Source organism: Methylomonas sp. MK1, from assembly GCF_000365425.1.
Taxonomy (GTDB): domain Bacteria; phylum Pseudomonadota; class Gammaproteobacteria; order Methylococcales; family Methylomonadaceae; genus Methylomonas.
Genome location: NZ_AQOV01000001.1, coordinates 1,241,343 through 1,266,758 on the forward strand (window position 1 = coordinate 1,241,343; position 25,416 = coordinate 1,266,758).

24 protein-coding genes are annotated in these 25,416 nt (G+C 51.2%); 19 read left to right on the forward strand and 5 right to left on the reverse strand.

The features are described 5' to 3' along the window. The first annotated feature begins 99 nt into the window (after positions 1-99). Positions 100-363: an RNA recognition motif domain-containing protein gene (locus tag G006_RS0105755; protein WP_020482220.1), complete on the forward strand. Its 264-nt coding sequence runs from the start codon at positions 100-102 to the stop codon at positions 361-363. Then, entirely contained in the window at positions 356-589 is a 234-nt protein-coding gene (locus G006_RS0105760; RefSeq protein WP_020482221.1) for a VF530 family DNA-binding protein, read from the forward strand. Before G006_RS0105755 ends, G006_RS0105760 begins: the two co-directional genes overlap by 8 nt. Positions 590-645: 56 nt before the next feature. Here the strand turns inward: G006_RS0105760 and G006_RS0105765 are convergent, their stop codons facing one another. The 4 genes from G006_RS0105765 to G006_RS0105785 form a co-directional block, all read right to left on the reverse strand. Beyond that, positions 646-1,179, reverse strand: coding sequence for an SRPBCC family protein (locus G006_RS0105765; RefSeq protein ID WP_020482222.1), 534 nt, complete (start codon positions 1,177-1,179; stop codon positions 646-648). A 28-nt stretch (positions 1,180-1,207) separates the two neighbouring features. Next, entirely contained in the window at positions 1,208-2,017 is an 810-nt protein-coding gene (locus G006_RS0105770; RefSeq protein WP_020482223.1) for a bestrophin-like domain, read from the reverse strand. Positions 2,018-2,548: 531 nt separating this feature from the next. Further along, the gene (locus G006_RS0105780; protein WP_020482225.1) at positions 2,549-2,755 is read right to left on the reverse strand and encodes a DUF6494 family protein; all 207 of its coding nucleotides are present in this window, start codon (positions 2,753-2,755) and stop codon (positions 2,549-2,551) included. Positions 2,756-2,965: 210 nt separating this feature from the next. Then, complete coding sequence (locus G006_RS0105785; protein ID WP_026146873.1) at positions 2,966-3,868, reverse strand: MerR family transcriptional regulator; 903 nt, start codon at positions 3,866-3,868, stop codon at positions 2,966-2,968. A 91-nt stretch (positions 3,869-3,959) separates the two neighbouring features. Between G006_RS0105785 and G006_RS0105790 the strand changes: the two genes are divergently transcribed. The 15 genes from G006_RS0105790 (at position 3,960) to G006_RS0105860 (ending at position 17,887) form a co-directional block, all read left to right on the forward strand. Continuing rightward, positions 3,960-5,219 carry a sigma-70 family RNA polymerase sigma factor gene (locus tag G006_RS0105790; protein WP_020482227.1) on the forward strand — a complete coding sequence of 420 codons (1,260 nt, stop codon included), beginning with the start codon at positions 3,960-3,962 and terminating at the stop codon, positions 5,217-5,219. Positions 5,220-5,269: 50 nt separating this feature from the next. Then, a complete protein-coding gene (hflK, locus tag G006_RS0105795; protein ID WP_020482228.1) occupies positions 5,270-6,433 on the forward strand; it encodes an FtsH protease activity modulator HflK in 1,164 nt (387 codons plus the stop codon). After that, on the forward strand, positions 6,430-7,296 hold the full coding sequence (gene hflC / locus G006_RS0105800) for a protease modulator HflC (RefSeq protein WP_020482229.1): 867 nt from the start codon (positions 6,430-6,432) through the stop codon (positions 7,294-7,296). The genes hflK and hflC overlap by 4 nt, the downstream gene beginning before the upstream one ends. A gap of 17 nt (positions 7,297-7,313) precedes the next feature. Further along, positions 7,314-9,221 carry an ATP-dependent zinc metalloprotease FtsH gene (gene ftsH, locus G006_RS25050; RefSeq protein ID WP_020482230.1) on the forward strand — a complete coding sequence of 636 codons (1,908 nt, stop codon included), beginning with the start codon at positions 7,314-7,316 and terminating at the stop codon, positions 9,219-9,221. A 97-nt stretch (positions 9,222-9,318) separates the two neighbouring features. Then, positions 9,319-9,708, forward strand: coding sequence for a hypothetical protein (locus G006_RS0105810; protein WP_020482231.1), 390 nt, complete (start codon positions 9,319-9,321; stop codon positions 9,706-9,708). Positions 9,709-10,024: 316 nt separating this feature from the next. Further along, the gene (locus G006_RS0105815; protein WP_020482232.1) at positions 10,025-10,510 is read left to right on the forward strand and encodes an SRPBCC family protein; all 486 of its coding nucleotides are present in this window, start codon (positions 10,025-10,027) and stop codon (positions 10,508-10,510) included. Between the two features lie 42 nt (positions 10,511-10,552). Further along, positions 10,553-11,008, forward strand: a complete 456-nt coding sequence (locus G006_RS0105820; protein ID WP_020482233.1) for a PAS domain-containing protein — start codon at positions 10,553-10,555, stop codon at positions 11,006-11,008. 37 nt (positions 11,009-11,045) lie between these two features. Next, positions 11,046-11,876, forward strand: a complete 831-nt coding sequence (locus G006_RS0105825) for a sterol desaturase family protein (RefSeq protein WP_020482234.1) — start codon at positions 11,046-11,048, stop codon at positions 11,874-11,876. Between the two features lie 39 nt (positions 11,877-11,915). After that, positions 11,916-12,872 carry a protein-methionine-sulfoxide reductase catalytic subunit MsrP gene (gene msrP / locus G006_RS0105830; RefSeq protein ID WP_020482235.1) on the forward strand — a complete coding sequence of 319 codons (957 nt, stop codon included), beginning with the start codon at positions 11,916-11,918 and terminating at the stop codon, positions 12,870-12,872. Next, positions 12,872-13,513 carry a sulfite oxidase heme-binding subunit YedZ gene (locus G006_RS0105835; RefSeq protein ID WP_020482236.1) on the forward strand — a complete coding sequence of 214 codons (642 nt, stop codon included), beginning with the start codon at positions 12,872-12,874 and terminating at the stop codon, positions 13,511-13,513. The genes msrP and G006_RS0105835 overlap by 1 nt, the downstream gene beginning before the upstream one ends. Before the next feature lie 60 nt (positions 13,514-13,573). After that, entirely contained in the window at positions 13,574-14,485 is a 912-nt protein-coding gene (locus tag G006_RS0105840; protein WP_020482237.1) for a TIGR01777 family oxidoreductase, read from the forward strand. Positions 14,486-14,505: 20 nt separating this feature from the next. Continuing rightward, positions 14,506-15,015 carry a hypothetical protein gene (locus tag G006_RS0105845; RefSeq protein ID WP_020482238.1) on the forward strand — a complete coding sequence of 170 codons (510 nt, stop codon included), beginning with the start codon at positions 14,506-14,508 and terminating at the stop codon, positions 15,013-15,015. A gap of 4 nt (positions 15,016-15,019) precedes the next feature. Continuing rightward, positions 15,020-16,411 (forward strand): cryptochrome/photolyase family protein, encoded by a 1,392-nt coding sequence (locus G006_RS0105850; RefSeq protein ID WP_020482239.1) that lies wholly within the window; start codon positions 15,020-15,022, stop codon positions 16,409-16,411. Positions 16,412-16,414: 3 nt separating this feature from the next. Beyond that, positions 16,415-16,933, forward strand: a complete 519-nt coding sequence (locus G006_RS0105855) for a lipocalin family protein (protein WP_020482240.1) — start codon at positions 16,415-16,417, stop codon at positions 16,931-16,933. Positions 16,934-16,945: 12 nt separating this feature from the next. Further along, entirely contained in the window at positions 16,946-17,887 is a 942-nt protein-coding gene (locus tag G006_RS0105860; RefSeq protein ID WP_020482241.1) for a YbgA family protein, read from the forward strand. Positions 17,888-17,891: 4 nt separating this feature from the next. Here G006_RS0105860 and G006_RS0105865 read toward each other — a convergent pair whose 3' ends face one another. Further along, positions 17,892-18,089 carry a hypothetical protein gene (locus G006_RS0105865; RefSeq protein ID WP_020482242.1) on the reverse strand — a complete coding sequence of 66 codons (198 nt, stop codon included), beginning with the start codon at positions 18,087-18,089 and terminating at the stop codon, positions 17,892-17,894. A gap of 141 nt (positions 18,090-18,230) precedes the next feature. On the opposite strand from G006_RS0105865, the gene gspE reads away from it, so the two are divergent. Both gspE and G006_RS0105875 read left to right on the forward strand, forming a co-directional pair. Next, positions 18,231-19,943, forward strand: a complete 1,713-nt coding sequence (gene gspE / locus G006_RS0105870) for a type II secretion system ATPase GspE (protein WP_020482243.1) — start codon at positions 18,231-18,233, stop codon at positions 19,941-19,943. Between the two features lie 145 nt (positions 19,944-20,088). Next, a complete protein-coding gene (locus G006_RS0105875) occupies positions 20,089-25,179 on the forward strand; it encodes a beta strand repeat-containing protein (protein WP_020482244.1) in 5,091 nt (1,696 codons plus the stop codon). Positions 25,180-25,416: the final 237 nt, after the last annotated feature.

Sequence of the window (25,416 nt, forward strand, 5' to 3'; positions counted from 1 at the left end):
ACAAAACCCAAACCGATTGCCGCACAGCGCGTATTTAGCAAAAAAGCCCAATCGGATAAGTTGTATAGTTGGGGGCCTTTAGCATAAACAAGCAAACCCATGAAATTACTGATACGCAATCTCCCCCGCACCACCACCGAAACCGAATTGCGGGCTATGTTCGCGGAACACGGCAGCGTGCAATCCTGTTCGCTGGTGATGGACAAAGACACCAATAGCTCCAAAGGCTTTGGTTTTGTAGAGATGCCCAAAGCCGGCGAAGCCAAGGCCGCCATCAAAACCCTAAATGGTCTGGAAATGGACGGCAATCGCATTCGTGTGAAAAAGGCCGAAACCAACCCTGGCGAAGCCGCCGATGACTAAACCCGGCAAGCAAGATCCGCTGCATGGCATCACGCTGGAAACACTGCTGACCCGTTTGGTGGAAAAATACGGCTGGGCGGAATTGGCCAGCCGTATCGACATTAATTGCTTTGCCAAAGACCCCAGCATTACCTCCAGTCTGAGGTTTTTGCGCAAGACGCCATGGGCAAGGCAGAAGGTAGAGGCGCTTTATTTGCAGAATTCGTGGGCAGAAAACCAAGACTAGTGTGTTATCGCCGATGAGGTCTTATTGGCCTCTCTTGGTGCCAAGTTCAATCCAATCTAGCCGGCCTCTTCCACTATCGCTTTGATAGCCGACAAGCCCTGCTCAAACTGGCAGCCCACCATTTTGTCGCAATTCATGATCAGGCTCATGAGTTTGCCGATAAAGTTATTTTTGCCGGACATACTCCAGACCACAACAGTATTTTCCCCAGCGGATTTGAAGGTAAACTCGGCGGTATTGCAGGCTTTAAACGGTTTAAGAAAATCCAGTTTGAAACGGATCAAGTCGTGCGGGCGACTCTCTACGATGGTCATACTGCCCTCGCCTACCTTGTTGTTGCCGGCCCAACTCATGTTGGCACCGGCACCGGCTTGCGGCCCGGAAAAGCTGTTTTTGGCATTGGGGTCAAGTTTGGCCCAGGGCGACCAAGCCTGCCAGTTCTGCAAATCGTTGATTTGGTTAAAAACCGTTGCCGGCGACGCGACCATACTGATGGACCGGGAAACCTGGAACGTATCCGGCTGTCTGCTGGCCAACGCCAAAACAATCAGAACAACAATTGCAATGAGGATCAGGATAATGTCAAACATGGCGAAACTCTCCGGTTGTTAAAAAATGCTAATGCCGGCTATCGGTGCGGCCATCATCGCGAATAGCACTCTGTAAGTCGATCATACTCTGCTGACTCACCCGGATTACGCCCCGATACGGCCGGTCCAAATCCAGAATAATGAACACCATGACCACAATCAGCCAGACCATGATGTAAGTGACAAACGATGTGCGATGCCCGGCCAGACCGTTGGTATAGCCCACCAGAGCGCCACTCATTACAAAAGTGATGTACAACAATCCCAGCACCAACTCGGGTACATGCCGATTCACCTCGGCATCGCGTTTCCCAAAATTGTCGATCAAATCGTTCAAGGCGGGGATAAACAATCCGGTGGTCACCGGACTGGGTGCCAGTTCATTCGCTTGCCGGGCGTAATCCCAAAGTTTCGCTTGCATACGTCCGGCCTCCGCAATCAGCGCCTCCCTCTGCCCACGCTGGGTTAGATCGACATAGCCGGTTCTGACCCGCAAATCCAGATAATTGCGTATTACGCCGCTGACTTCTGCACTGACTGACTTCGGCAATAATTGCGCACGCAAATAAGCGGTACCAATGGCATTGGCTTCGTCGACCACCGCCTCACTCCGACTATCGTAGCGTTGTAAGGACAACGAGAAGGTAAAACCCAGCAACAATGCCAGAATGCCGAGTAATGACCCGGAAATGGAATTGACATGGGCTTTGAAATTATCGTCCACCTTAGGCTTAATCCGTAAACCCAAGCGATAACCCAGCTCGATGGTCACTGCCATGGATCCCAGCAACACACAGGCAATCAATAAACTATCGATGTCGTACGTAATTTCATTCATGACTTGAATTGGCGAAAGTACCTAAGGGTATTTGAACAAACTGACCATTGGTTGATTATGGAGGACATGTAAAAATTTGTCATTCCCGCGTATTTCAGACGCTAGCTTTTTGATTTTACGGTTCTTGCGCATTGAACAGTGCGGAGATTAGGAATATTTGCAAATACCCCCTGGGCTACTCTGTTTGAACATGCTACCAGCCCAAAAACTGGGCAACGGCAAACCAGGCCAGTTCTCTACGCCGAATAGGTGTATAACTTCGCTTACGGGTTATTTCAAGTCGTTGGTGTTCACTGGCATACAGGCATCATTTTGATTATTCGCCGGACAAAACCATCAATAATTCGGAGTAAACACCATGAGCAAAGCGCAAAAAAGCAATAAGGAAACCAAAAAACAACCGGCCTTGAGCCCGAAAGAAAAAAAAGCCGCGAAAAAGGCCAAAAAAGAATCCGTGTCTTAATCCCCGCCTTTAGCCTAAGCGACCAGCGTAAATCCACACTGGTCTGCCGCCCTTCAAAAAAGCGCCCGTCATTCCAGTGCGATAGTCCCCTCAATACAATGGCTGATGCCTGCCGCAGGCGCTTCCAGAGTCATTTTCACGCTGATGCTTTCCGAACCGTTTAGTTTTCCGGTTTCCAGCGCTTTCGCCACTGCGTGTTCAATCTCGCGCTGCGAACTGATACCGACTGTTTTAAGAAATTTTCTGATTTCCATGTTGAATGTATCTTCGTTCATGCCGTTCACCTACTAGCGGGTTGATTAAATGATTGGGGGCAAATGGGTTGCCGCGTGTCGGTCTGTAGTAGCTTGTGAGAAAAGCTCTTGATCGAACTAAAAAAGTTCTTGGAATATCCCTAACCCTTTCAACGTTTCTGCCTGACCGAAGTTCGGCAAGCAGCTGGCACCGGATCATCTCCAGCAAGTTGTCTGGATTTAGCCTGTAAATCAGTTGGACAACTGCTGTTGCTGAGCTTTGGCGTTGAAATGATCGATATCGGTGATCAATTCGCAGTTGCTCAAATCGTTTTGCAATTGCGCATAGTAAAAATAAGCCCCACTGCCGCCCAGCCATACCTTGGTAGCCTCGCTGTTGACCGAATCTATTATCAGCTGTAATTCATCGAGGGTTACTTGCTCCGGCGGAGTCTTTACCAATCCCATGACGATCACGTCCGGCTTCAAGTGCTGGCAGGCCTCGATAATATCCTTGGCCGGCAAGTCCGCACCCAAATAATAGCAGTTGTAGCCCTGATTGGCAGCGATCAAGCAGCTCACCAAAATCCCGAATTCATGCGGATCGCCGCTAGGAGTGGCAAACAGCATGCCCGGATTATTTTTAGAGTGATGATGCAAATTGTTCACCATGCTCAACACAATCCGTTTGATGCAACTGGAAAACATGTGCTCCTGGGCGATGTTCAATTTACCGTCGTGCCAAAGTTCGCCCACGGTTTGCAAGGCCGGCAACAAAATGTCTCTGGCGTAGTCCAATGGCTCGGCAGCGATCAGAGCCTTCTTCAACAACTGCTCGCAACGTTCGATTCGGTAGTGTTTCAACGACTCGATGATCTGCGCCAACAGCGGCGATTGCTCTTCTGACGGTTGAACACTGACTTGTTTCTGAAAATCTTGTAGCTGCTGGTTGTCCAGGGTAGCCAGCTTGCCGATGGGATGGCCCTTTCGGGTCAGATTGACCAACAGCGTCAATTTTTCCAAATCCTGTTGAGAATAGAAACGCCGCCCGGTGCTGTTCCGCGCCGGCATGATGCAGGCGTAGCGACGTTCCCAGGCTCTTAGTGTTTCCGCTGTTAATCCGGTTAAGGAGGTAATCGCTTTAATTGAGTACATTGTTCAACTTTTGTATAGAAAATACTTTGACAAACATTCTACATTCTAGTAAGTTATTTGCCAACAACTTAAATAACCAAGTGAATTGATTATGTCCAACTTAGCCACATTGCCAATCGATAGCGAGATGGATTCGGTAACAGAATCCCAACCCAACTCACTTGCCGTTCAAGTTGAACAGGCCAGGCAGACTCTGCTAGCGTTATTGCTGGAAAACAAGCAGACCAACGCTTTGATAATCAACAGATTTTTGCACGACCTCAATTCAGGCGTGGACTGCTCGGATCTGATCGTCGCCAAGAACTCTGAAGACTATAAAAGGCTGCTGCAATTATTGGTCAACAGCCAGGCGGCAAATAAAAACAATCCAGTCCTTTATGTCGAGAATAACGGACAGGACAAAGTTGTACAAGCCGAGAATGTTGTACAACTTATGGGTTCGGAATTCGCGCAACAATCCTTGGTGGCTCGTTCGGTTAATCGGTTGTTGTACAGCCTGCACTTGTTACCGGTATTTTTGATGGACAGTGCGGCCCAAGCAGACGGCGTATTGACCGCCGAAACCGAAGACAGCGCAGATTTCAAAAAACGCCTGGGCAAAGCCAAACGGGAATTGAGAAGCTTGCGCCAACAAATGATCTCCGCCAACACCGGCCTGGTGGCCTTCGTTGCTCACAAGTACAAAACCAGCAATTTGAGCTTTGAAGATTTGATGCAGGAAGGTTTGGTGGGCTTGATTAAAGCGGTGGATAGATTCGACCCTGATCGCGGCATCTGTTTTTCGACTTATGCCATCTATTGGATCAGACAGGCCATATCCCGCCTGATAGTCAAACAAGAAAAAATTGTCCGTTTGCCGGTAGCGCTGGCTGAAAAAGCCGCCACCGTGTTCGAGGCCATGCGCAGTTGCTACCTTAAATATGAGCGCTGGCCGAGCATCGCCGAATTAAAACTTGCTTGCGATTTGTCGGAGCAAGAGATTAAAACCATCAGCAGCTACTATCAGGCCACCCACTCTCTGGACGCCTCGATAGGTGATGATGACGATAACCTGGAATTGATGGCAAAAATGCAGCAGCATCAATTCAGTCTGCCACTCGATGAACTAATTGATCAGGATCTGGCTCAATATGTCGACAAAGCAGTTGCTTCGCTACCGGAAAAACAGGCGGCGATTTTAACCATGCGTTTCGGTCTGCGCGATCATACGGAAATGACCTTGCAGGCAGTAGCGGATCAGCTGCATGTTACTCGGGAGAGAGTCAGGCAAATTCAAAATGAAGCATTAAAAAAACTGAAACAACAATTTGGCTTTGACCTTATGCTATTTCTCGAACCCAAGGATGGCTAACAATAACAATCATTGACCCAGGTCAGGCTAACACTACAAGAGGAGTGATTATGTCATCAGAAAAACAAAACACCAGTAAGCAAACGCCGCAGTCCGACTGGAAGTTGGAATTGGATAAGCAGTGGAAGCAAGTCTCTACTAAAGCGGGCGACTTCTTTAACGATCACAAGAGTATGTTTACGTTAACCAATATCGCCGCTGCCGTGGGTGGCACCTTGACCGTCGTCTGGCTGGCCAGCGGGGTTTATATAGTGGACCAGGGTAATCGCGGGGTGGTAAGTCGCTTCGGAGCGTATTCCGAGACCACCTTGCCCGGTCCGCATTGGCACATTCCGGCGCCTATCGAAAGCGTCGCCAACGTTAACGTAGAACAACAACGCTTTATCGAAGTTGGCTATACCGATTCCAGCCGGGTTAACAAATCAGCTGTTATTCCGCAAGAATCATTGATGCTGACCAGTGACGAAAACATTATTACCGTGCGCCTGGCCGTGCAGTATCAGATTAATAACGCCCGCGACTACTTGTTTAACGTGAAAAACAACGAAAACACGTTGAAGCAATTGACTGAAAGCGTGGAGCGCGCGGTGATCGGTCGCAACAATATGGACTTCGTCTTAACCGAAGGGCGCAGTCAAATCGTCGCAGAGATTAAAGAACAAATTCAGGAAGCGATGGACGGCTACAAAGCCGGTATCAGCATCGCTAGCGTCAACCTACAAGACGCGCAGCCGCCCGAGGAAGTGCAAGGTGCGTTCGAGGATGCGATTCGGGCCAGAGAAGACAAGCAACGCTTGATCAACGAAGCCGAAGCCTACAGCAACGAAGTGATTCCTAAAGCGCGCGGCGCGGCTTCCAGAATTATTCAAGAAGCGGAAGCCTACGAAGCCGAGAAAGTAGCCAAAGCCAAAGGTGAAACCGAACGGTTCGATCAGTTGCTGGTGGAATACGAAAAAAGCCCTGCCATCACCCGTAAACGTTTGTACTTGGAAGCCAAGGAAAAACTGTACAGCAGCACCAACAAAATCATGCTGAACGATGATCAATCCAGCCCGATGATGTACATGCCTTTGCCGCAAACCGTCACGCAACATGCACAGCCAGCCGCCAGCCATACGGAACCGGAACTTAGCTCCGAACCGCACAACGGCGACAAAAATGGCGTTCGCAAATCAACCGGCAACGAATTACGTCCTAGCAGGAGCAAACAATGAGCAGCAAAACCACCCAAGTTTTAATTCCGGCCGGTTTGACCCTGTGTGTACTGGCCTATATGTCGGTTTTTTACGTCAAAGAAAACGAAAAAGCCATTCTGTTTCGTCTCGGTGAGATGGTCACATCCGACTACACTCCCGGGCTACATTTTAAGACCCCTATCATCAATAACGTCAGCACATTTGATGCGCGTGTGCTGACCTTGGATGCCAAATCCGAGCGTTTTCTTACCTCCGAGAAGAAGAACGTTATTGTTGACTCATTCGTCAAATGGCGAATCGGTGATGTGGGTCTCTTTTACACCACGGTCGGCGGCGACGAGTTTCAAGCAAATCTCCGCCTTGATCAAATTATGAAAGATGCGATGCGTAGCGAATTCGGCGTACGAACCATCAAGCAACTGATCTCCGAAGACCGCAACGAACTCAGACAAACCTTGCTGGCAAAGTTGTCGCCGACTGCCGAAAAGTTTGGTATCGAGTTAATCGACATTCGCGTCAAACGCATCGATTTGCCGCCGGAAGTCAGCAGCTCGGTCTATCAACGGATGCGCGCCGAACGTGAGCGGGTAGCCAGAGAGTTCCGTTCGCAAGGCGCGGAAAGTGCCGAGCAAATCAGCGCGGAAGCCGACAAGCAAAAACATGTGATAGTGGCCAATGCCCAGCGCGATGCGGAAAGCATTCGCGGTCGCGGTGACGCGCAATCAGCGGAGATTTACGCGAAAAGCTACGGTAAAAACCCCGAGTTTTATGCGTTCTACCGCAGCTTGCAGGCATACCAAACGTCGTTTGAAAAAACTCAGGATACTTTGGTGTTAAAACCGAATTCCGATTTTTTCAAATACTTCTCCAGCGAAAAGTAAGTTAGGAGACAGCTATCATGAAAAAAATGTTCATTTTTATCACCATCCTTCTCGCAGCAGGGTTGGTGGTGTCGGCGGTGATGAATCGCAACATGCCGGAATACGACCCGCATTTTGAAATTTCGTATTCGGACTTTATCGAAGATGTACGTAATAAAGTGGTCACGGAAGTGGTGATCGACGGCAATAACGTCGAAGGGCATCGGCAAAACGGCACGCGTTTCGCGACCTACAATCCCAACGACTCGCGCATGATCGACGAGTTGCTGGAATATGGCGTGAAAATCAAAGTTGAGAAGCCACAACAGCCGTCCACCCTGATGAATATTCTCATCTCCTGGGCGCCCACTTTGTTACTGATCATGGTGCTGGTGTATTTCATGCGCAAGCAGGCCGCGATGGGCGGCCGCGATGGCCAGATGGGTTTTGGTAAAAGCCGCGCTAAATTAATGGCTGAAGACCAAATCAAGGTCCGCTTTACCGACGTCGCCGGCGTGGAAGAAGCCAAGGAAGACGTCGTGGAAATGGTCGATTTCCTGCGAGAACCAGGCAAATACGAAGCTCTTGGCGGCAAAATTCCGCGCGGTGTATTGATGGTGGGCCCTCCCGGTACCGGTAAAACCTTGTTAGCCAGAGCGATTGCCGGCGAAGCAGGCGTACCCTTCTTCTCTATCTCGGGTTCGGATTTCGTGGAAATGTTCGTCGGTGTCGGCGCCTCCAGGGTCAGGGACATGTTCGAACAAGCCAAAAAACGCGCACCCTGCATCATATTTATCGACGAGATCGATGCAGTCGGCCGGCAACGTGGCGGCAGCGGGATCGGCGGAGGTAACGACGAACGCGAACAAACCCTGAACCAGCTGCTGGTGGAGATGGACGGCTTCAGCGGCAACGAAGGTATTATCGTCATAGCCGCCACCAACCGGGCTGACGTGTTAGACAAAGCTTTGTTAAGACCTGGCCGTTTCGACCGTCAAGTACAAGTCGGCTTGCCGGACATCAAAGGCCGCGAACAAATCCTAAAAGTGCATGGCGCCAAAGTACCGCTGGCAGAAGACGTGAATATCAACGATCTGGCCCGCGGCACACCCGGTTTTTCCGGTGCAGAGCTAGCCAATTTGATCAACGAAGGCGCTTTGTTCGCTGCCCGCAACAAAAAGCGGGTCGTGACGATGAACGACTTGGATAAAGCTCGCGACAAAATGATTATGGGCGTTGAAAAACGCACCATGGTGATGACCAAAGAAGATTTGTTGATGACCGCTTATCACGAAGCCGGACACGCCATCGTCGGCCGCAATGTGCCGGAGCATGATCCTGTCTATAAAGTCAGCATCATGCCTCGCGGCGGTGCTCTGGGTATCACCATGTTCTTGCCGGAGCGTGATCAATACAGCGCCTCCAAAGACAAATTGGAAAGCCAGATTGCCAGTTTGTTCGGTGGCCGGGTAGCGGAAGCTTTGATCTACGGCAAAAACAAGGTCACCACTGGCGCGTCCAACGACATCATGCGGGCTACGCAATTGGCTAGAAACATGGTCACAAAATGGGGTTTGTCGGATCGTTTAGGTCCCATGGATTACGGTGACAGCGAAGGCGGCTATATGGGCCCGCAATCCAAGCCAATGTCCGAAAAAATGGCACAAACTATCGATGAAGAGGTACGGGCAGTAATCGACGCCAATTACAACCGCGCCGAAACCATACTGAAAGAAAATATCGAAGTGTTGCACAACATGGCGCAAGCCTTAATGGATTGGGAAACCATCGATAAATTCCAAATTGACGAACTGCTACAAGGCAAAAAACTTGCACCGCCGGAACCTGAAGAAGTAGAACAACCAAAATCGTTTGAAGAGATCGAAGACTCGATAAACGACGAAACCGGCGATCACCTGGATCAAGGACAAGTACTGGCGTCCTAAAAGTCCTCCTCTATGTACCCTCCAAACGCTGTACTCTTGGAGGGTATCTTTTTTCAGAGGTAGCAATATGCATACTCAATCGATAACCACAAAAACCATGAACGCACTGCAATTGTTATTGCAGATTAATTTTAATGTAGCGGTGATTCTATTATTGATCAGCGGTGCAGCGACGATATTCGGTAATACGCTTTTTTTTGAAGATAGTAGCGATCTGTATGGCCCCTTGGCCAATAATATGCGGTTAATGATGTTTTATTTGTGTTTAATCCAAATCGCGGCGTACAGTTTTTATAAATTGAGTAACAGCCCGGAAGCATTGGCCGCGTTAGGTGTTTTTCTTCTTCTGTTAATCGGTTCACTGGAGTTTTACTGCTCGATCAATCAAATTGAAATCGACGACAATTACAGACAATTATTTATTTATTCCGGCTTATCGCACCTGCTTTATGGCGGCTGCGCAGCCATGCGGCACCAGGAAAACTAGGGATTTGTAAGTTTTCTGACACGATGTAGACTAGAATTAGATACTGAAGTATTTCTCTTTACTATGATAGGCTTTGCTTAGCACAAACCATAAAGCAAATTTATATTTTCTCTTTAAAGTTCAGTCTAATCGACTGTTTAGCTGTAAAGCCATCTCTAAATCAACTCCATCGAGGTATACTGAGTAAATACACAAAAAGCCGAACCGCCTGAAGGTGATTTAATTCCATAAATCCAAATACAGTTTTATAGGCTTTACGTGTCCAGAAAAATTATAACAACGCCGAGCAGAAAGCTCCGCGAGGGGGAAAGATCAAATGCACATCAAATTTCCGTTTGACTCACACAAGCCCGTTGCCGGGGAGGCATGCATCGACATCGACAAACCAGTTGACGATGTTTTTCATTATGTCGGTGAAAAATTTTTTGAGAATTATCCAAAATGGGCTGTTGAAGTAGTCGATTTTGAACCTCTCGACGGCAAAGAAGTATTCGTTGGCGCCAAGGCCAAACAAATCCGTAACGATAACAACGGCGAAATCGAATCTGTTTTTGAAATCACCGATTATCAACCCAAAAACAAGCTTATCTTTCAAGGATTGACCCAACCTTACAAGCACAGTTATTTTCTTGAAGTCGTTCAAGAAGACCGGCAACCCACCCGTTTGACATTTCGATTTGAATTTTTGGAGCTTGAGGTGTTCATGCGACCTTTTGAGAAATTAATTCGTTGCGCCATTGAAGACGGTGCGGAAAGCACCGTCGAAAACATTAAGAATTTAATATTAGTAGAATGCAACTAGCATATACAAACTCATAATTATTATAAAACCCGGAGTTTAACCATGGCTTTTATTGTTGAAAAAGATAGCGGGCTTATTCCGCAAGTACTTTCCGCTATTTTGGACGAATGCGTAAACGGCGTCACGTTGGCGGACCCGGACCTTGAAGACGCGCCTATAATATACGCCAATAAAGCATTCGAACGTTTAACCGGATATGCTCATGACGAAATAATCGGTCATAACTGCCGTTTTTTGCAAGGTGAAGATAGAGAGCAAGAGGCGCGCTTCAAAATTGCTGATGCCATGAAGAATCACGAATCGGTTGAAGTGACTTTAAGAAACTACAAAAAAGACGGTACTTTATTTCACAATCGTTTAAAGATAACCCCGTTATTGGATAAAAAGAATCGGGTAATATATTATCTAGGCGTGCAATATGATATTACCGAGCAAGTAAGTGCTAACAATGAAATAAAGGAATTAACCAGTCTATTGGATGCGATTCAAGGAAGTTAAATTACCGTGCGATAAATATATTTTGTAGAGGGTCTCCATGAATACAACTGCAAACGCCAACGGTGACGATGGCCTGTTTTTTAACGAAGCCTTATTTGGCCTGGCGATATTGGCTTTCGTGCTGTTGCTAATCATAGAAAAAACCAAACCTTATCGCCAGTTTTCCGCCAAAACTTATAAAGAGTCCTTTGTCACCAATACCACGGCGTTCTTGGTTAATAACTTAATATTAACTGCGCTCAGAGCGTCGTCATTATTTCTGGTTGCTCAGCAATTCGCCAGTTACGGCTTGTTAAGCGGCCTGAGTAACGGCCCGGTTAAATGGCTACTGGCTTTCGCTTTTTTCGACTTGGCTATTTTTATCTGGCATTACGCCAGCCATAAGTATGAGTATTTGTGGCGATTCCACAAAGTTCACCACAGCGATAAATGCTTTAACGTTTCCACCGGTTTTCGCTTCCATGTTTTCGATTTATTCCTAGAAATAATTTATAAATGCGTATTCGTTGTGGTGATTGGCGTGGATGCGTATTTAGTACTTTCCATCGAAATCATCGAGTTGTTCTTCATATTTTTCCATCACGCTAATATCCGGGTCCCCAACGAAGCCGCTATCTCCCAAATTATTATCACCCCTTCCCTGCACCGCACTCACCATTCCACCTTGCGCTCGGAACATGACAGCAACTACGGCATAGTGTTGGCTATTTGGGATCGGATGTTTGGTACTCGGAAAGAGCTGGTACCGGCCAATATAGGATTGGATTTGATTGAAGCGGAGAATTTTATTCAACTGTTTTCTCTGGCATTTATTACCGAACGTAAAATCCGGCAATTAATGGGCTGGATTCCGAAAGGGAAAAAGTAATTAATGGAACTTCTTTGATAAGTTACCGGTAATCAAGCCATGATTATAAAAACAATAAAAACTATTCCCGGCAGTGAAATTACCGATCCCTTGGTTTTTCAGCAACGCCGCACTCTGATAAAAGCGATGGCGGCGATGATGCTGACCGGCACCAGCATCCGCACCGGCTTGGCCGACACCTCAAAACCGATAGGGAGCTCCGTGCCCAAAAGCCCATTCTCGGCGCATGAGTTAGCAGTTACGCCGGCGGACGCCACAAAAAATTACAATAACTATTATGAATTTGCCTTTAACAAAGAAGACCCCAGCAGCCTGGCCCAAAGCCTGCGTGTAGATCCCTGGTCTGTCGAGATCGGCGGCGAAGTGGAAAAACCCGGAATTTATCAGTTGGAAGATATTCTGCACCAGCAACAGATACAGGAATATATCTATCGTTTCCGGTGCGTTGAGGCCTGGTCCATGGTGGTGCCCTGGGTAGGCTTTTCGCTGGGCGATTTACTGAAAACCGCAAAACCTCTATCAAGCGCCAAGTTCGTAAAACTCACTTCGGTTCATCAGCCTGACAGCATGCCCAAGCAACGCAATAACGCGATGCTGGAATGGCCCTATGTCGAGGGTTTGCGTATAGACGAAGCCATGCACCCATTGACTATACTGGCAACCGGTATGTATGGCGACATTTTGCCCAAGCAAAACGGCGCGCCGCTGCGTTTGGTAGTGCCCTGGAAATACGGCTTTAAAAGCATCAAGGCCGTCGTCAAAATAGAACTGCTGAAAAGGCCGCCGATTAGCAGTTGGAACAAGTTTGCGCCCAACGAATACGGCTTTTACGCCAACGTCAATCCGGACGTGCCGCATCCGCGCTGGAGCCAAAATAGCGAGCGGCTATTGGGCAGCGGCTTTTTTACCCCCCGCCGGCAAACCGAATTATTTAACGGGTATGGCGAACAGGTCGCTCACCTGTATCGTGATATGGATTTGAGGCATTTTTTCTAATGATTATGCAAATTAATAATTTGCGGTCTTTAACCATCGCGGTGTGTTTTATTCCGCTGCTTTGGGTCGTTTTCGATATTGCCTTCGATAATCTGGGCTCAAATCAAATGCAAGCCCTACATATTCGTTTAGGTGACTGGGCCTTGCGGTTTTTATGGATAACCTTGGCTATTACTCCCGTACAAACCGTCACGAAATGGCGCGGCATGACCGAGTATCGGCAATTATTCGGTTTATATGCTTTTTTTTACGCCAGCTTGCATGTCCTGGTTTATTTAGCGGTTGATCAAGTTTTTGCCTGGCGAATCATCGGTATCGATATTCTCGAAAGCTCGTATATCTGGTTTGGATTGCTCGCCTATCTTATTGTTTTTTCATTGGGCATTACCTCCTCTAAAGCGTCCAAAAAACTCTTGGGCAAGAGCTGGAAAAAACTGCATCGATTTATTTACCTAGCAGCCGGCGCGGCAATGATTCATTATTTCTGGCAGCTTAAAGGCAATCTGGCAGAGCCTTTATTCTATTTGCTTCTGATATTTATGCTGCTGGGTTTTCGCGCAGTAATCTGGTTTAAAAATAAGCAGTTAAGTCAAATGATGATACCGAAAGGCCGCGCATCCACCGATACCGAAGCCGATTAACCCACCAAGCCCTGAACAGACGCTAGGGTTTAGTCTTATTAGTTTCCGGAGCAGAATGTCATGAACACCAACTCGATTTTAATTAGCGGCGGCACCGGCTTTCTGGGCAGCGCGCTTACTAAACAACTAATCCAAAAAAACTATGCGGTGACGATCCTAAGCCGTAGCGCCGAAAAAGTGTTCGCCACATTCGGCAACAGCGTTCAAGCTGTTAGCTCGATCACCGACTTACCGGATGCCGGCAGCTTTAAAGCGGTGGTCAACCTGGCCGGTGCGGGCATTTTCGATCAACGCTGGACCGAGCCACGCAAACAGCTATTGCGCGATAGCCGCATTAAATTAACCAAACAATTGGTGGCCTGGATAGCATCAGCCACCCAACCCGCACCAGTACTGGTAAGCGGCTCGGCTATCGGCGTTTACGGCGATCAAGGCGACAAATTCCTCACTGAAAACAGCGCGAGCCTTGCCGATTTCTCCCAACAGTTATGCGCCGATTGGGAATCCGCAGCCTTAGAAGCGGAAAAATTCGGCAGCCGGGTCTGCCTGATACGCACCGGCTTGGTGCTGGGTGATAATGGTGGCATACTGAAACGCATGTTGTTGCCGTTTCGTTTGGGGTTAGGCGGCCGCCTGGGGAATGGCAAGCAATGGATGTCTTGGATTCATCTGCACGACTGGCTGGCTATTGTCGAAGCGATGATAGAACAACCGGCAATGCGCGGCCCATACAACGCCACAGCCCCCGAACCGGTCAACAACCAACAATTCAGTGCCAGCCTGGCCAGCGTGCTTAAGCGGCCGCTGCTAATGCCGATACCGGAAGCGCCCCTTAAATTATTGCTGGGCGAAATGGCCGCGCTAGTCTTGGGTAGCCAGCGCGTGCTGCCGGAGCGGTTACTGGCGCAAGGCTTTGCATTTAAATATTCACAGCTGGATACCGCATTGCGCGATATTTTGCATAAACCCTAGATTTAAAAACGGGCATCTTTATGTTGATCGACAGTCTTTCCCTGCTATTTGCCTTTACCTCGTTCGTCACCTGGTACGAAGCGCTGTTGATCGCCCTCGCCCTGGGCGTGCTGGTATTTTATCTGACCCCCTCCCCGGCCCAGGAATGGGAAGAACGCACGCCGGCCACGCTGTATTTTTACCTGCAATGGAGCTGGCTAGGTTACCTGCGGTTAAAAGACGCGTTCTATCCGTTTTTTATCCTGTATAACGCGGTACTGTTTTTCATCGACTATCGCATTAACGAAGGCAACTTCACCGTCGCCAGCTGGGTGACTATCCATATCATCATGGCGATGCCCCTGATCTATTGGACCGGCGCAGTCTGGCGCTGTTCCGATAAAGGCGCCAGCAGAGTTTGGGCCGCTGTCGCGCGCATACTGACAGTGGCGGCGTATTTCGATTTACTGCTGCGTTGGGTGATTTATCAGTATTACCCCAATATCCTGTTTAATTGCCAACAAATGATTATTCATTGGGGCGACTGCTGAGCCGATGGCAAAAAAACGCTACAAAACCTCGCTATTTATTTTTCGCCGCGATTTACGGCTGGAAGATAACACCGCACTCAACGCCGCCCTAAACGATTCCGGGCAAGTCATCGCCTGCTTTATCTTCGATCCCCGACAAATCCAAACTCATCCTTACCAAAGCACGCCCGGCCTGCAATTCATGCTGGAGTCGCTAAGCGATCTAAGCCGGCAACTGCAAGAACAAGGCGCCCTGCTTTACATTTTCAACGATCAGCCGGCACACCTCATCGAGCCGCTGAAGCAGGACTTAGGTATCGAAGCGGTATTTGTCAATCGCGACTACAGTCCGTTCAGCCGGCAACGGGACAACGAACTGCGCGAACAATGCGAAACACTGCATTTGGCTTTTCACAGCCTAGCCGATTTGCTGCTGACGGAACCGGAACAGAGCTTAAAAAGCAACGGCAAGCCTTATCAAGTATTCACCGCGTTTCATCGGCAAGCCAGGCTCCAGACGGTGCCGGCTCCGCAACGCTTGGCGCTAGGCAAACTATTGGAAAAAGCCTATGCCGGCCACAAACCCGAGCTACTCCAGCAGTTGCAACAGCCGCACCAAAACGCGCTACCCGGTGGCCGACACGCGGCACTGGAACGGTTGGCCATCATCGGCAATTGTAAAAACTACCTTGCGGTCCGCGATTTTCCAGCCATGGCCGCTACCAGCCAACTGTCGGCTTATTTAAAGTTCGGCTGCTGCTCGGTGCGCGAGGCTTTTTCCAGCATCCAAGCCGAACTCGATCCCGACCATCCCTTGCTCCGGCAGCTGTATTGGCGGGATTTTTTCACCCATATCGGCTTTCATTTTCCGCATGTATTCGGTCACGCCTTTGATAGACGTTACGACGGCTTGCTTTGGCGCAACGGCCAAGAAGACTTTTGGGCCTGGGCCAACGGCCAAACCGGCTTTCCGATTGTGGACGCGGCCATGCGCGAATTGAACCAGACCGGCTGGATGCACAACCGCTTGCGGATGATCGTTGCCTCGTTTTTGGTCAAGGATTTACACGTCTCCTGGCGCTGGGGCGAACGTTATTTTGCCCAACGTCTGTTGGATTACGACCCTTGCGTCAATAACGGCAACTGGCAATGGGCGGCATCGACCGGTTGCGACGCCCAGCCTTATTTCCGAATATTCAATCCCTGGCTGCAACAGAAAAAATTCGATCCGCAATGCCTGTATATCAAGACTTGGATTCCGGAGTTGCAGCACTTCCCAGCAGCAGTCATTCATAAATGGGAAAAGCATCCGCAAGCCGGCGACTACCCGCCACCATGCGTTGATCATGCCGTACAAAGCCAGGCTATCAAAGCCCAATTCAAAGCCCTGGGCAATACCACGGCTACCCCGGAGTAAACCATGCGTTATGTATCGATAATTTTATTAAGCCTGCTATGCGGCTGCACCGGCATTCCGGAAGGCGTAAAAGTCATAGACGGATTCGAGCTGGAACGCTATCTAGGCACCTGGTACGAAATCGCCCGCCTGGATCACAGCTTCGAGCGTGGACTGACCGACATCAGCGCCGAATACAGCTTGCGCGATGACGGCGGCGTGAGGGTGTTAAATAGCGGCTACGATGCCGAGCAAGGCCAACGAAAAATCGCCGAAGGCAAAGCTTACTTTATCGACAAGCCGGACATCGGCCGGCTGAAAGTCTCTTTCTTTGGGCCGTTTTACGGCGCCTATAACATCATTGCGCTGGACAAAACCGGCTACCGCTATGTGATGATTGCCGGCCCGGATCGCGACTATCTTTGGATACTGGCCCGGAGCCCGGAATTGGAAACTAGCATCCGCCAAGAGCTGATTAACCAGGCAAAAGCGCTCGGTTTTGCCACCGAGAAACTGATTTTTGATCAACACCCCAAGCAATAAACAGGATTAAGCATGCAGAAAATTTCGGTGGGCATCAGTGCCTGTCTGTTAGGTCAGGAAGTGCGTTACGACGGCGCACATAAGTATCACAGCTATATCGAGCGTACGCTGGGCCAGTATTTCGAATTCAGAGCCTTCTGTCCGGAAGTAGAGGCCGGCTTGGGTATCCCGCGACCCAGCGTGCAGTTGCGTGAAACCGCCGACGGCATCCGGTGCGTCGGCGTCAAGGATAATAGTCTGGACGTGACGGAACGTCTGGAACAGGCTTCGGTCCGGCAACACGACTGGCTGGGCGGCTTGTGCGGCTACATCCTTAAAAAGGACTCGCCCAGCTGTGGCATGACCCGGGTTAAAGTTTACAAAAACGACATTCCCGCCCGCCAAGGCACCGGTATTTTCGCGGACTATTTACAGCGCACCTTCCCTAGCCTGCCGGTGGAAGAAGAAGGCCGGCTGGGCGACCCCGGCCTGCGGGAAAACTTTATCCAGCGCGTGTTTGTGATGCGCCGCTGGCAAGATCTATGCGAACAAGGTTTGACCGCGCATAGCTTGATCACCTTTCACAGCCGGCATAAATTGATCGCGATGAGCCACGAACAAAACCAGGCTCGGGAGCTGGGACGGATTATTGCCGGCGTCACCAACGCGGACATTGAAAGCACAGCCGCCGCCTACATCGCGGCGTTGATGACCTGCCTGAAAATCGTCGCCACCCGCGGCAATCATGTGAATGTGTTACAACATATTCAAGGTTACCTGAAACATAAGCTGGACAGCGACGACAAACAGGAACTGGTGGAAACCATCGAAAATTATCGAATCGGTTTATTGCCGCTGATCGTGCCTCTCACCCTGCTCCGCCATCATTTTCGCAGAGAGCCGGATGAGTTTATTGACAATTCTTTTTACATGTTGCCGCATCCTGCCGAACTGTCGTTGTTGAATAGTATTTAAATGGCTATCGCATCGTCTCCCGCTCGCGTTGATACGCGTCGTAACTTTGCCGCCGTTCGCAATCGTTGGACATGGCTTTTTGGCACTGCAATTGCCCGGCATTCTGCACCGCGTGATAGCCAAGGCGTTGCGGCCAATCCGCGCTGCACGCGGCCATCACCATCGCCGCCAACAAACCCAAAATAACGTTTAGTCCTCGCATCGCAAATCTCCTAAAAACCTCCCAACCGGTAACAGCTGCAATATACAACATGCGACTGATAGGCCGGCAATAAATCAAGCCCGATTCCACGGAAAATCGCTACAATGCAGCCCTAATCTCGCAAGTTGACTGGCAGAAAACATGGACATGGAAATCGCTGATAAATCCGAAAAATACGCCGCTTTTTTGAGATTGCTAAAAAGCAAGGGCAAACTCTCCGACAACGATTTGGGCAAAGTTCGCCGCATGCAAAAGTCGGCTCTGGACGACTCATTACCACAGCTATTGATCAAACTGGGCTTATGTTCCGACAGCGACATCGCCGGCAGTTTCGCCGAAGCCAGCGGCATACAGCGCGTAACGCCCGAACAGTATCCGCCGCAATCGCCGCTGCCGGATAGCGTTTCCCAGCGTTTCTTAAAGCAATACCATGCGGTCGGCCTGGCGGCGGACGACGAGCAAATCCAGGTCGCGGTGATGGACCCGGAAGACGATTACGTCACGCAAGCCCTGCAACTCGCCACAGGCAAACCCATCAAGCTGCAAATCGGCCAACTTTCGGAAATCGACGCCGCGCTGGAATTGCAATACGGCGAAGGCAAGTCGCAAATGGACAAGCTGATGGACAACCTCAATGTCGAAGAGGAAGGCAGCGAAGACCTGGAGCACTTAAAGGACCTGGCCAGCGAAGCGCCCATCATCAAGATGGTTAACTTCATTTTGCAAAAAGCTGTGGAAAGCCGGGCCTCGGACGTGCACATCGAACCCTTCGAACAAAGCCTGAAAGTACGCCTACGCATCGACGGCGTGTTGCAAGACATCGACTCGCCGCCCGTAGCCTCCACCGCCGCCGTATTGTCGCGGATCAAGATCATGGCCAAGCTCAACATCGCCGAGCGCCGCCTGCCGCAGGACGGTCGCATCAAATTGCAAATGATTGGTAAGGAGCTGGATTTGCGGGTTTCGACCATCCCTACTCTGCACGGCGAAAGCGTGGTGATACGGTTGTTGGACAAGGAAAACGCGGTACTGGATTTCGAAACTCTAGGCTTCGTGGGCAAGCAGGCCGAGCGCTTCATGGAAGTACTGGCCCAGCCGCACGGCATATTGCTGATCACGGGTCCAACGGGTAGCGGTAAATCCACATCGCTGTATGCGGCCTTAAAAACCCTGAATACCTCCGAACGCAAAATCATCACCGTCGAAGACCCGGTGGAATATCAACTGGAAGGCATCAACCAGATTCAAGCCAAACCACAGATTGGTTTAACCTTTGCTTCGGCCCTGCGCTCCATCGTTCGTCAAGACCCAGATGTGATCATGATCGGCGAGATGCGCGACCTGGAAACCGCCAAGATCGCCGTGCAATCCGCGCTAACCGGTCACTTGGTGTTATCGACGCTGCACACTAACGATGCCGCGGCCGGCGTCACCCGCTTACAGGACATGGGGCTGGAAGAATACCTACTTAGCTCGACGATCAACGGCATCCTCGCCCAGCGTCTGGTGCGGCGACTCTGCCCGCATTGCAAACAAGCCCATCCTGCCTCGGACACCCTGATCGAAGAAATGAAACTAAGGCAATGGCAACCCAACGGCGAAATCCTGCTGCACAAACCAGTCGGCTGCCCCACCTGCAATGGCATCGGCTACAAAGGCCGGCTGGCGATCATCGAATTTTTGACGATGACCGACACGATACGTAAGCAAATCATGAAGCACGAAGAAGCGTTTGTGATCCAGCAAACCGCCATTCAGGAAGGCATGCAAACTATGTACGAGGATGGTGTGGTTAAGGCCTTGCAGGGCATCACCACCTTGGAAGAGGTGTTAAGGGTGACGACCGAGACTTGAGCCACTTAGTCAGCTCTCGACAACAGACTTTCGTTGATCTAAATCTAGAAAGGCTTTGAACGACGAAGCTAACATGCCGCATAACAGCTAGCTGCAAGTGGAATATGACCAAAACCCACTTTTTAATCAACATCATGGATTCAAGATGTGTCAATCACTAGCCGAGTCTGCAAATAATCCACTGATAGCCGGACGGCGTTCACGCAGCCTCGGCGCGTATGCCTCTTACCCATTCTCCGCGCTGCTGATCGGTTTTTTTTCAACCGCCGACGCTGCCGTTTGTAACTGGCAAGGTGGGGATGACATCTGGTCTACGCCCGCTAACTGGTCGTGTGCCGCAAGCCCCGGAGCCGCCGATGATGCGGTTATCAATGTCGGCCAAAATGTGGCTCTTGATATTTCGCCCAGCGTGGCAAATTTCAGTTTAGCGCATGCAGGCGCGACTTTGAGCGGCGCCGGCACATTAACCTCAACCAACGACTTTGATATGCAAGCCGGCACGGTCAGCGCTGTGTTAGGCGGCAGTGTCGGCTTGAACAAAACCACCGCCGGCACCGTGACGCTAAGCGGCACCAACACGTACACCGGCAACACGCAAGTCAGCGCCGGCACGTTGGTTTTGGGCAACAGCAACGTGATTGCCGACGCCTCCAGTCTGGTGGTCAACGGGGGTACCTTCGACTTGGGCGCAAACAGCGACACGGTGGCCGGGGTGCAATTGTTGTCGGGGTCGATCACCGGCACAGGCACGTTAACCTCGAACAGCACGTTCGATATGCAAGCCGGCACGGTCAGCGCTGTGTTAGGCGGCAGTGTCGGCTTGAACAAAACCACCGCCGGCACCGTGACGCTAAGCGGCACCAACACGTACACCGGCAACACGCAAGTCAGCGCCGGCTCGTTGGCTTTGGGCAACAGTAACGTGATTGCCGATGCCTCCAGTCTGGTGGTCAACGGGGGTACCTTCGACTTGGGCGCAAACAGCGACACCGTCGCCGGCGTGCAATTGTTGTCGGGGTCGATCACCGGCACTGGCACGTTAACGTCGAACAGCACGTTTGATATGCAAGCCGGCACGGTCAGCGCGGTATTAGGCGGCAGCGTGGGCTTGAACAAAACCACTGCCGGCACCGTGACGCTAAGCGGCACCAACACGTACACCGGCAACACACAAGTCAGCGCCGGCTCGTTGGCTTTGGGCAACAGCAACGTGATTGCCGACGCCTCCAATCTGGTGGTCAACGGGGGTACCTTCGACTTGGGCGCAAACAGCGACACCGTGGCCGGCGTGCAATTGTTGTCGGGGTCGATCACCGGCACCGGCACGTTAACCTCGAACAGCACGTTTGATATGCAAGCCGGCACGGTCAGCGCTGTGTTAGGCGGCAGTGTGGGCTTGAACAAAACCACCGCCGGCACCGTGACGCTCAGCGGCACCAACACGTACACTGGCAACACGCAAGTCAGCGCCGGCTCGTTGGCTTTGGGCAACAGCAACGTGATTGCCGACGCCTCCAGTCTGGTGGTCAACGGGGGTACCTTCGACTTGGGCGCAAACAGCGACACCGTGGCCGGGGTGCAATTGTTGTCGGGGTCGATCACCGGCACCGGCACGTTAACCTCGAACAGCGCTTTTGATCTTCAAGCCGGCACGGTCAGCGCGGTATTAGGCGGCAGCGTCGGATTGAACAAAACCACTGCCGGCACCGTGACGCTAAGCGGCACCAACACGTACACCGGCAACACGCAAGTCAGCACCGGCACGTTGGCTTTGGGCAACAGCAACGTGATTGCCGACGCCTCCAGTCTGGTGGTCAACGGGGGTACCTTCGACTTGGGCGCAAACAGCGACACCGTCGCCGGGGTGCAATTGTTGTCGGGGTCGATCACCGGCACTGGCACGTTAACGTCGAACAGCACGTTTGATATGCAAGCCGGCACGGTCAGCGCTGTGTTAGGTGGCAGCGTGGGCTTGAACAAAACCACTGCCGGCACCGTGACGCTAAGCGGCTCCAACACGTACACCGGCAACACGCAAGTTAGCGCCGGCACGTTGGCTTTGGGCGCCGGCGATGTGCTCGCCAATACCTCCAGCCTGATCGTCAACGGCGGCAGCTTCGATCTGGGCAGCCATAACGACACCGTGGCCGGCGTCCAATTGTTGTCGGGGTCGATCACCGGCACTGGCACGTTAACCTCGAACAGCACGTTTGATATGCAAGCCGGCACGGTCAGCGCTGTGTTAGGCGGCAGCGTGGGCTTGAACAAAACTACCGCCGGCACCGTGACGCTAAGCGGCACCAACACGTACACCGGCAACACGCAAGTCAGCGCCGGCACGTTGGCTTTGGGCGCCGGCGATGTGCTCGCCAATACCTCCAGCCTGATCGTCAACGGCGGCAGCTTCGATCTGGGCAGCCATAACGACACCGTGGCCGGCGTGCAATTGTTGTCGGGGTCGATCACCGGCACCGGCACGTTAACGTCGAACAGCGCTTTTGATCTTCAAGCCGGCACGGTCAACGCCAATCTGGGCGGCAACGTCGGCTTGAATAAAACCACGTCGGGTACGGTGATCTTAAACGGTACTAACAGTTACACCGGCAACACGCTTGTAGATGCCGGCGTATTGAATTTTACCGGCAGCAATACCCACTCCGGCAATTTCACCGGTAACGGTACCTTGCAATTCGGCGCGGGCAACCACCAATTCAATACGGGCACCAATCTCGGCACGGCTAATATCACCTTTAGCGGCGGAACCAATCTAGTCAACGCCGGCGTTGCACTTACCGCCACCGATGCGGTGTTCAGCGGCGGGACAACTACTATCGCCGGCGACTATTCGGTAAGCAATTCCACCACGGTATCCGGAGGCACCGTCAATTTTTCGTCCGCGGCAACCAAGCTACTTAACCTGGGCAGCACCTTTACTATAAACAACGGCACCGTCAATTTGCAGCACACCAGCACGGAGGTCAGCCGTTACGTGCAGACTGGCGGCATATTGTCGGGCCCGGGCGAATTAAGAGTGCAATCGGCCGTGCTTTCCGGTGGTCAGATGCTTGGCCCCGGCAGTTTGATTATCAGCGGCTCGGGAGGCTCTGCCAGCGATTTATTGCTGAACGGCAATTTCATCCTCAACAATCAATCGACCGTCATCAATTCTGGCAATGTGCGGGTGACCAGCAACGCAACTTTTACCGGCTCAGGCACTTACCGGCAAACCGCCGGCACTACCCAGGTGGACGGCGTTTGGAGCCAGGCTTTGACCGAGATTCAAGCGGGAAGCTTCGGCGGCAACGGCAGCATCAGCGGTCCCCTCATCAACGATGGCACGGTCGGCATCGCCGGTTCGCATCTGACTTTGAACGGCCCGGTATCCGGCAGCGGTTCTTACGCCGGCATTGTGGACATAAACAATAGCTTCTCGCCGGGACCAGGTGCCAATGGTCAGGGTATAGCGGCCATCGATGCCACATCGGCCGATTTGATATTTCGCGAGTCCAGCAGCTTGAATTTGGAATTGGGCGGGGTAAACGGGCAATTGGTGACCGATGCGATTAACGCGCGCAGCATCGATATTCAGGGCGCAAAGCTTAATTTACAACGCTTGCTCAGCCAGCCTAATTTCTCGCCGCAACAGGCGTTTTCGCAGTCTGTGCTGTTGCAAACCACCAGCGGCAGTATCTCCGGAAATTTTAACCAGAGCATTACTTGCCCGGAAGGCTCCAGCGATATGTTTATATTTTCCAAACAGGAAAAGCAGTTTTTGCTGACCATGGTGCCCAGATTGCCCAATCTGGTTCCCGCCGACGTGCAATCCCTGGCAAGCGCCTTACAACAAATAGACTGCAGCGCCTCGACCCCGACTAATCTGCAGAATCTATTGAACGGCTTGAAACCCTTTTTAGCAAACGGTACCGCCGATGCCAGCAAAGTAGATCAATTCATCAGCGCGTTGCGGCAAATCAGCCCTGGCCAAATCGCGGCGGAACAAACCGTGTCCAACCAAATAGCCAAACTGCAATCCGGCAACGTCACTCAGCGGCTGGTCTCTCTAAGAGCCGGAAGCGTCGGCGCCGGATCTCCTTCCAGTTTCAATGCGTCCGCCAAGCTCAACACACCAGTAAGCAGTTCAATGGCTATCGGCAGCGCTCCAGGCAATATCAGCGGGCCCAGCTCAACAAACAGTGTCAGCGCGCCGAATGCATCAAGCAGCATAAACACGCCCAGTACGCCCAGTTCTAACGGCATCAGCATTCAGGCTTCAACGCCGGAAAAAGATGGTCAATCCTCATCCAATGCACCCTCCTCGGTCAGTATTTCCTTGAACACGGGTAACGACGCCGACGGCACCGATCTTATCTCCGGCTTCAGCAATTTGGGCTTATTCATTAACGGCCAGTTCGAATGGGCGGATAGAACCGCGACGGTAGTTCAACGCGGTTATGCGTCCACGATGTCCGCCGTCACTGCCGGCGCCGACTATCGCTTGAGCAAACGACTACTCATGGGTTTGTCTGCCGGCTACGGCAGCAGCACCGCACTGATTTCCCAACAAGGCGGCAGCCAAAGCATAGATGGATACACCGTATCAGCCTTCGGCTCGCTAAACCTGACCGATAACTGGTATGTTGATCTGGTCAACAACCTGACTTATAACCAATACGATTCCAAACGCGTCACGCTGTATAACGATGCCAACGGCACAGCGGTCAATGAAACGGCATCCAGCCAAACCGATGGCTGGCAAAATCGCACCAGCCTCAGCAGCGGTTACGACATAGCGGTAAAAGAATGGACGTTTGGCCTTAGAGGCCGCACGGAATACGGTTACAATTTTGTCAACGGCCGCAAGGAACAAGGTGCCGGTTTAGGCATGAATATGATCGTCGGCGACTTGGACAACGAGTCGTTGAGCAGCAGTATCGGCGCCATGGTCACGCATGCGCTGAGCACGCCGATGGGGGTTCTAGTTTCGCAAGTGAATGTCGAATGGGAGCATCAGTGGTTCAATAAAAACTCCCTCATTACCACCCGCTTCGTCGATTCGCCTAACAATGCCTTTACCACCAACAGTTTTAGTGTCGATAAGGATTACATTAATCTGCGCGCCGGTTTATCGGCCCAACTGCCGTTTGGCGGCTCGGCGTTCATTCAATACGACACCACCTTCGGCCAGGAATACGTATCCCGCCACGCCTTTAATGTCGGGATACGCATGGAGTTTTGAGATACGCCCGCAACTACTTTATAGTTGCGACCATGTTTTGCCGGCGGAATTAAGCCAAGCCGAATCTGCGTGATTATTAACTCGGCCCTTAAAAGCCGTTCACCTCTATAGGGTGCTGAGCTTGTCGAAGGGCAAACCCGCCTGGGCTTCGACCAGCTCAGACCGAACGGAATACCAGTGATAAATAGGGCCGGGTTGATAACATGAAATGTGATAGACGTATACACGCTACGCGAC

Coding starts and splice junctions, on each gene's coding strand:
- gspE (WP_020482243.1), top strand. CDS start 18,231: ATGGACATGGAAATCGCTGATAAATCCGAAAAATACGCCGCTTTTTTG.
- ftsH (WP_020482230.1), top strand. CDS start 7,314: ATGAAAAAAATGTTCATTTTTATCACCATCCTTCTCGCAGCAGGGTTG.
- G006_RS0105760 (WP_020482221.1), top strand. CDS start 356: ATGACTAAACCCGGCAAGCAAGATCCGCTGCATGGCATCACGCTGGAA.
- G006_RS0105865 (WP_020482242.1), bottom strand. CDS start 18,089: ATGCGAGGACTAAACGTTATTTTGGGTTTGTTGGCGGCGATGGTGATG.
- G006_RS0105780 (WP_020482225.1), bottom strand. CDS start 2,755: ATGAACGAAGATACATTCAACATGGAAATCAGAAAATTTCTTAAAACA.
- G006_RS0105860 (WP_020482241.1), top strand. CDS start 16,946: ATGCAGAAAATTTCGGTGGGCATCAGTGCCTGTCTGTTAGGTCAGGAA.
- G006_RS0105825 (WP_020482234.1), top strand. CDS start 11,046: ATGAATACAACTGCAAACGCCAACGGTGACGATGGCCTGTTTTTTAAC.
- G006_RS0105840 (WP_020482237.1), top strand. CDS start 13,574: ATGAACACCAACTCGATTTTAATTAGCGGCGGCACCGGCTTTCTGGGC.
- G006_RS0105815 (WP_020482232.1), top strand. CDS start 10,025: ATGCACATCAAATTTCCGTTTGACTCACACAAGCCCGTTGCCGGGGAG.
- G006_RS0105785 (WP_026146873.1), bottom strand. CDS start 3,868: ATGTACTCAATTAAAGCGATTACCTCCTTAACCGGATTAACAGCGGAA.
- hflC (WP_020482229.1), top strand. CDS start 6,430: ATGAGCAGCAAAACCACCCAAGTTTTAATTCCGGCCGGTTTGACCCTG.
- G006_RS0105755 (WP_020482220.1), top strand. CDS start 100: ATGAAATTACTGATACGCAATCTCCCCCGCACCACCACCGAAACCGAA.
- G006_RS0105790 (WP_020482227.1), top strand. CDS start 3,960: ATGTCCAACTTAGCCACATTGCCAATCGATAGCGAGATGGATTCGGTA.
- G006_RS0105810 (WP_020482231.1), top strand. CDS start 9,319: ATGAACGCACTGCAATTGTTATTGCAGATTAATTTTAATGTAGCGGTG.
- hflK (WP_020482228.1), top strand. CDS start 5,270: ATGTCATCAGAAAAACAAAACACCAGTAAGCAAACGCCGCAGTCCGAC.
- G006_RS0105770 (WP_020482223.1), bottom strand. CDS start 2,017: ATGAATGAAATTACGTACGACATCGATAGTTTATTGATTGCCTGTGTG.
- G006_RS0105855 (WP_020482240.1), top strand. CDS start 16,415: ATGCGTTATGTATCGATAATTTTATTAAGCCTGCTATGCGGCTGCACC.
- G006_RS0105820 (WP_020482233.1), top strand. CDS start 10,553: ATGGCTTTTATTGTTGAAAAAGATAGCGGGCTTATTCCGCAAGTACTT.
- G006_RS0105875 (WP_020482244.1), top strand. CDS start 20,089: ATGTGTCAATCACTAGCCGAGTCTGCAAATAATCCACTGATAGCCGGA.
- msrP (WP_020482235.1), top strand. CDS start 11,916: ATGATTATAAAAACAATAAAAACTATTCCCGGCAGTGAAATTACCGAT.
- G006_RS0105845 (WP_020482238.1), top strand. CDS start 14,506: ATGTTGATCGACAGTCTTTCCCTGCTATTTGCCTTTACCTCGTTCGTC.
- G006_RS0105765 (WP_020482222.1), bottom strand. CDS start 1,179: ATGTTTGACATTATCCTGATCCTCATTGCAATTGTTGTTCTGATTGTT.
- G006_RS0105850 (WP_020482239.1), top strand. CDS start 15,020: ATGGCAAAAAAACGCTACAAAACCTCGCTATTTATTTTTCGCCGCGAT.
- G006_RS0105835 (WP_020482236.1), top strand. CDS start 12,872: ATGATTATGCAAATTAATAATTTGCGGTCTTTAACCATCGCGGTGTGT.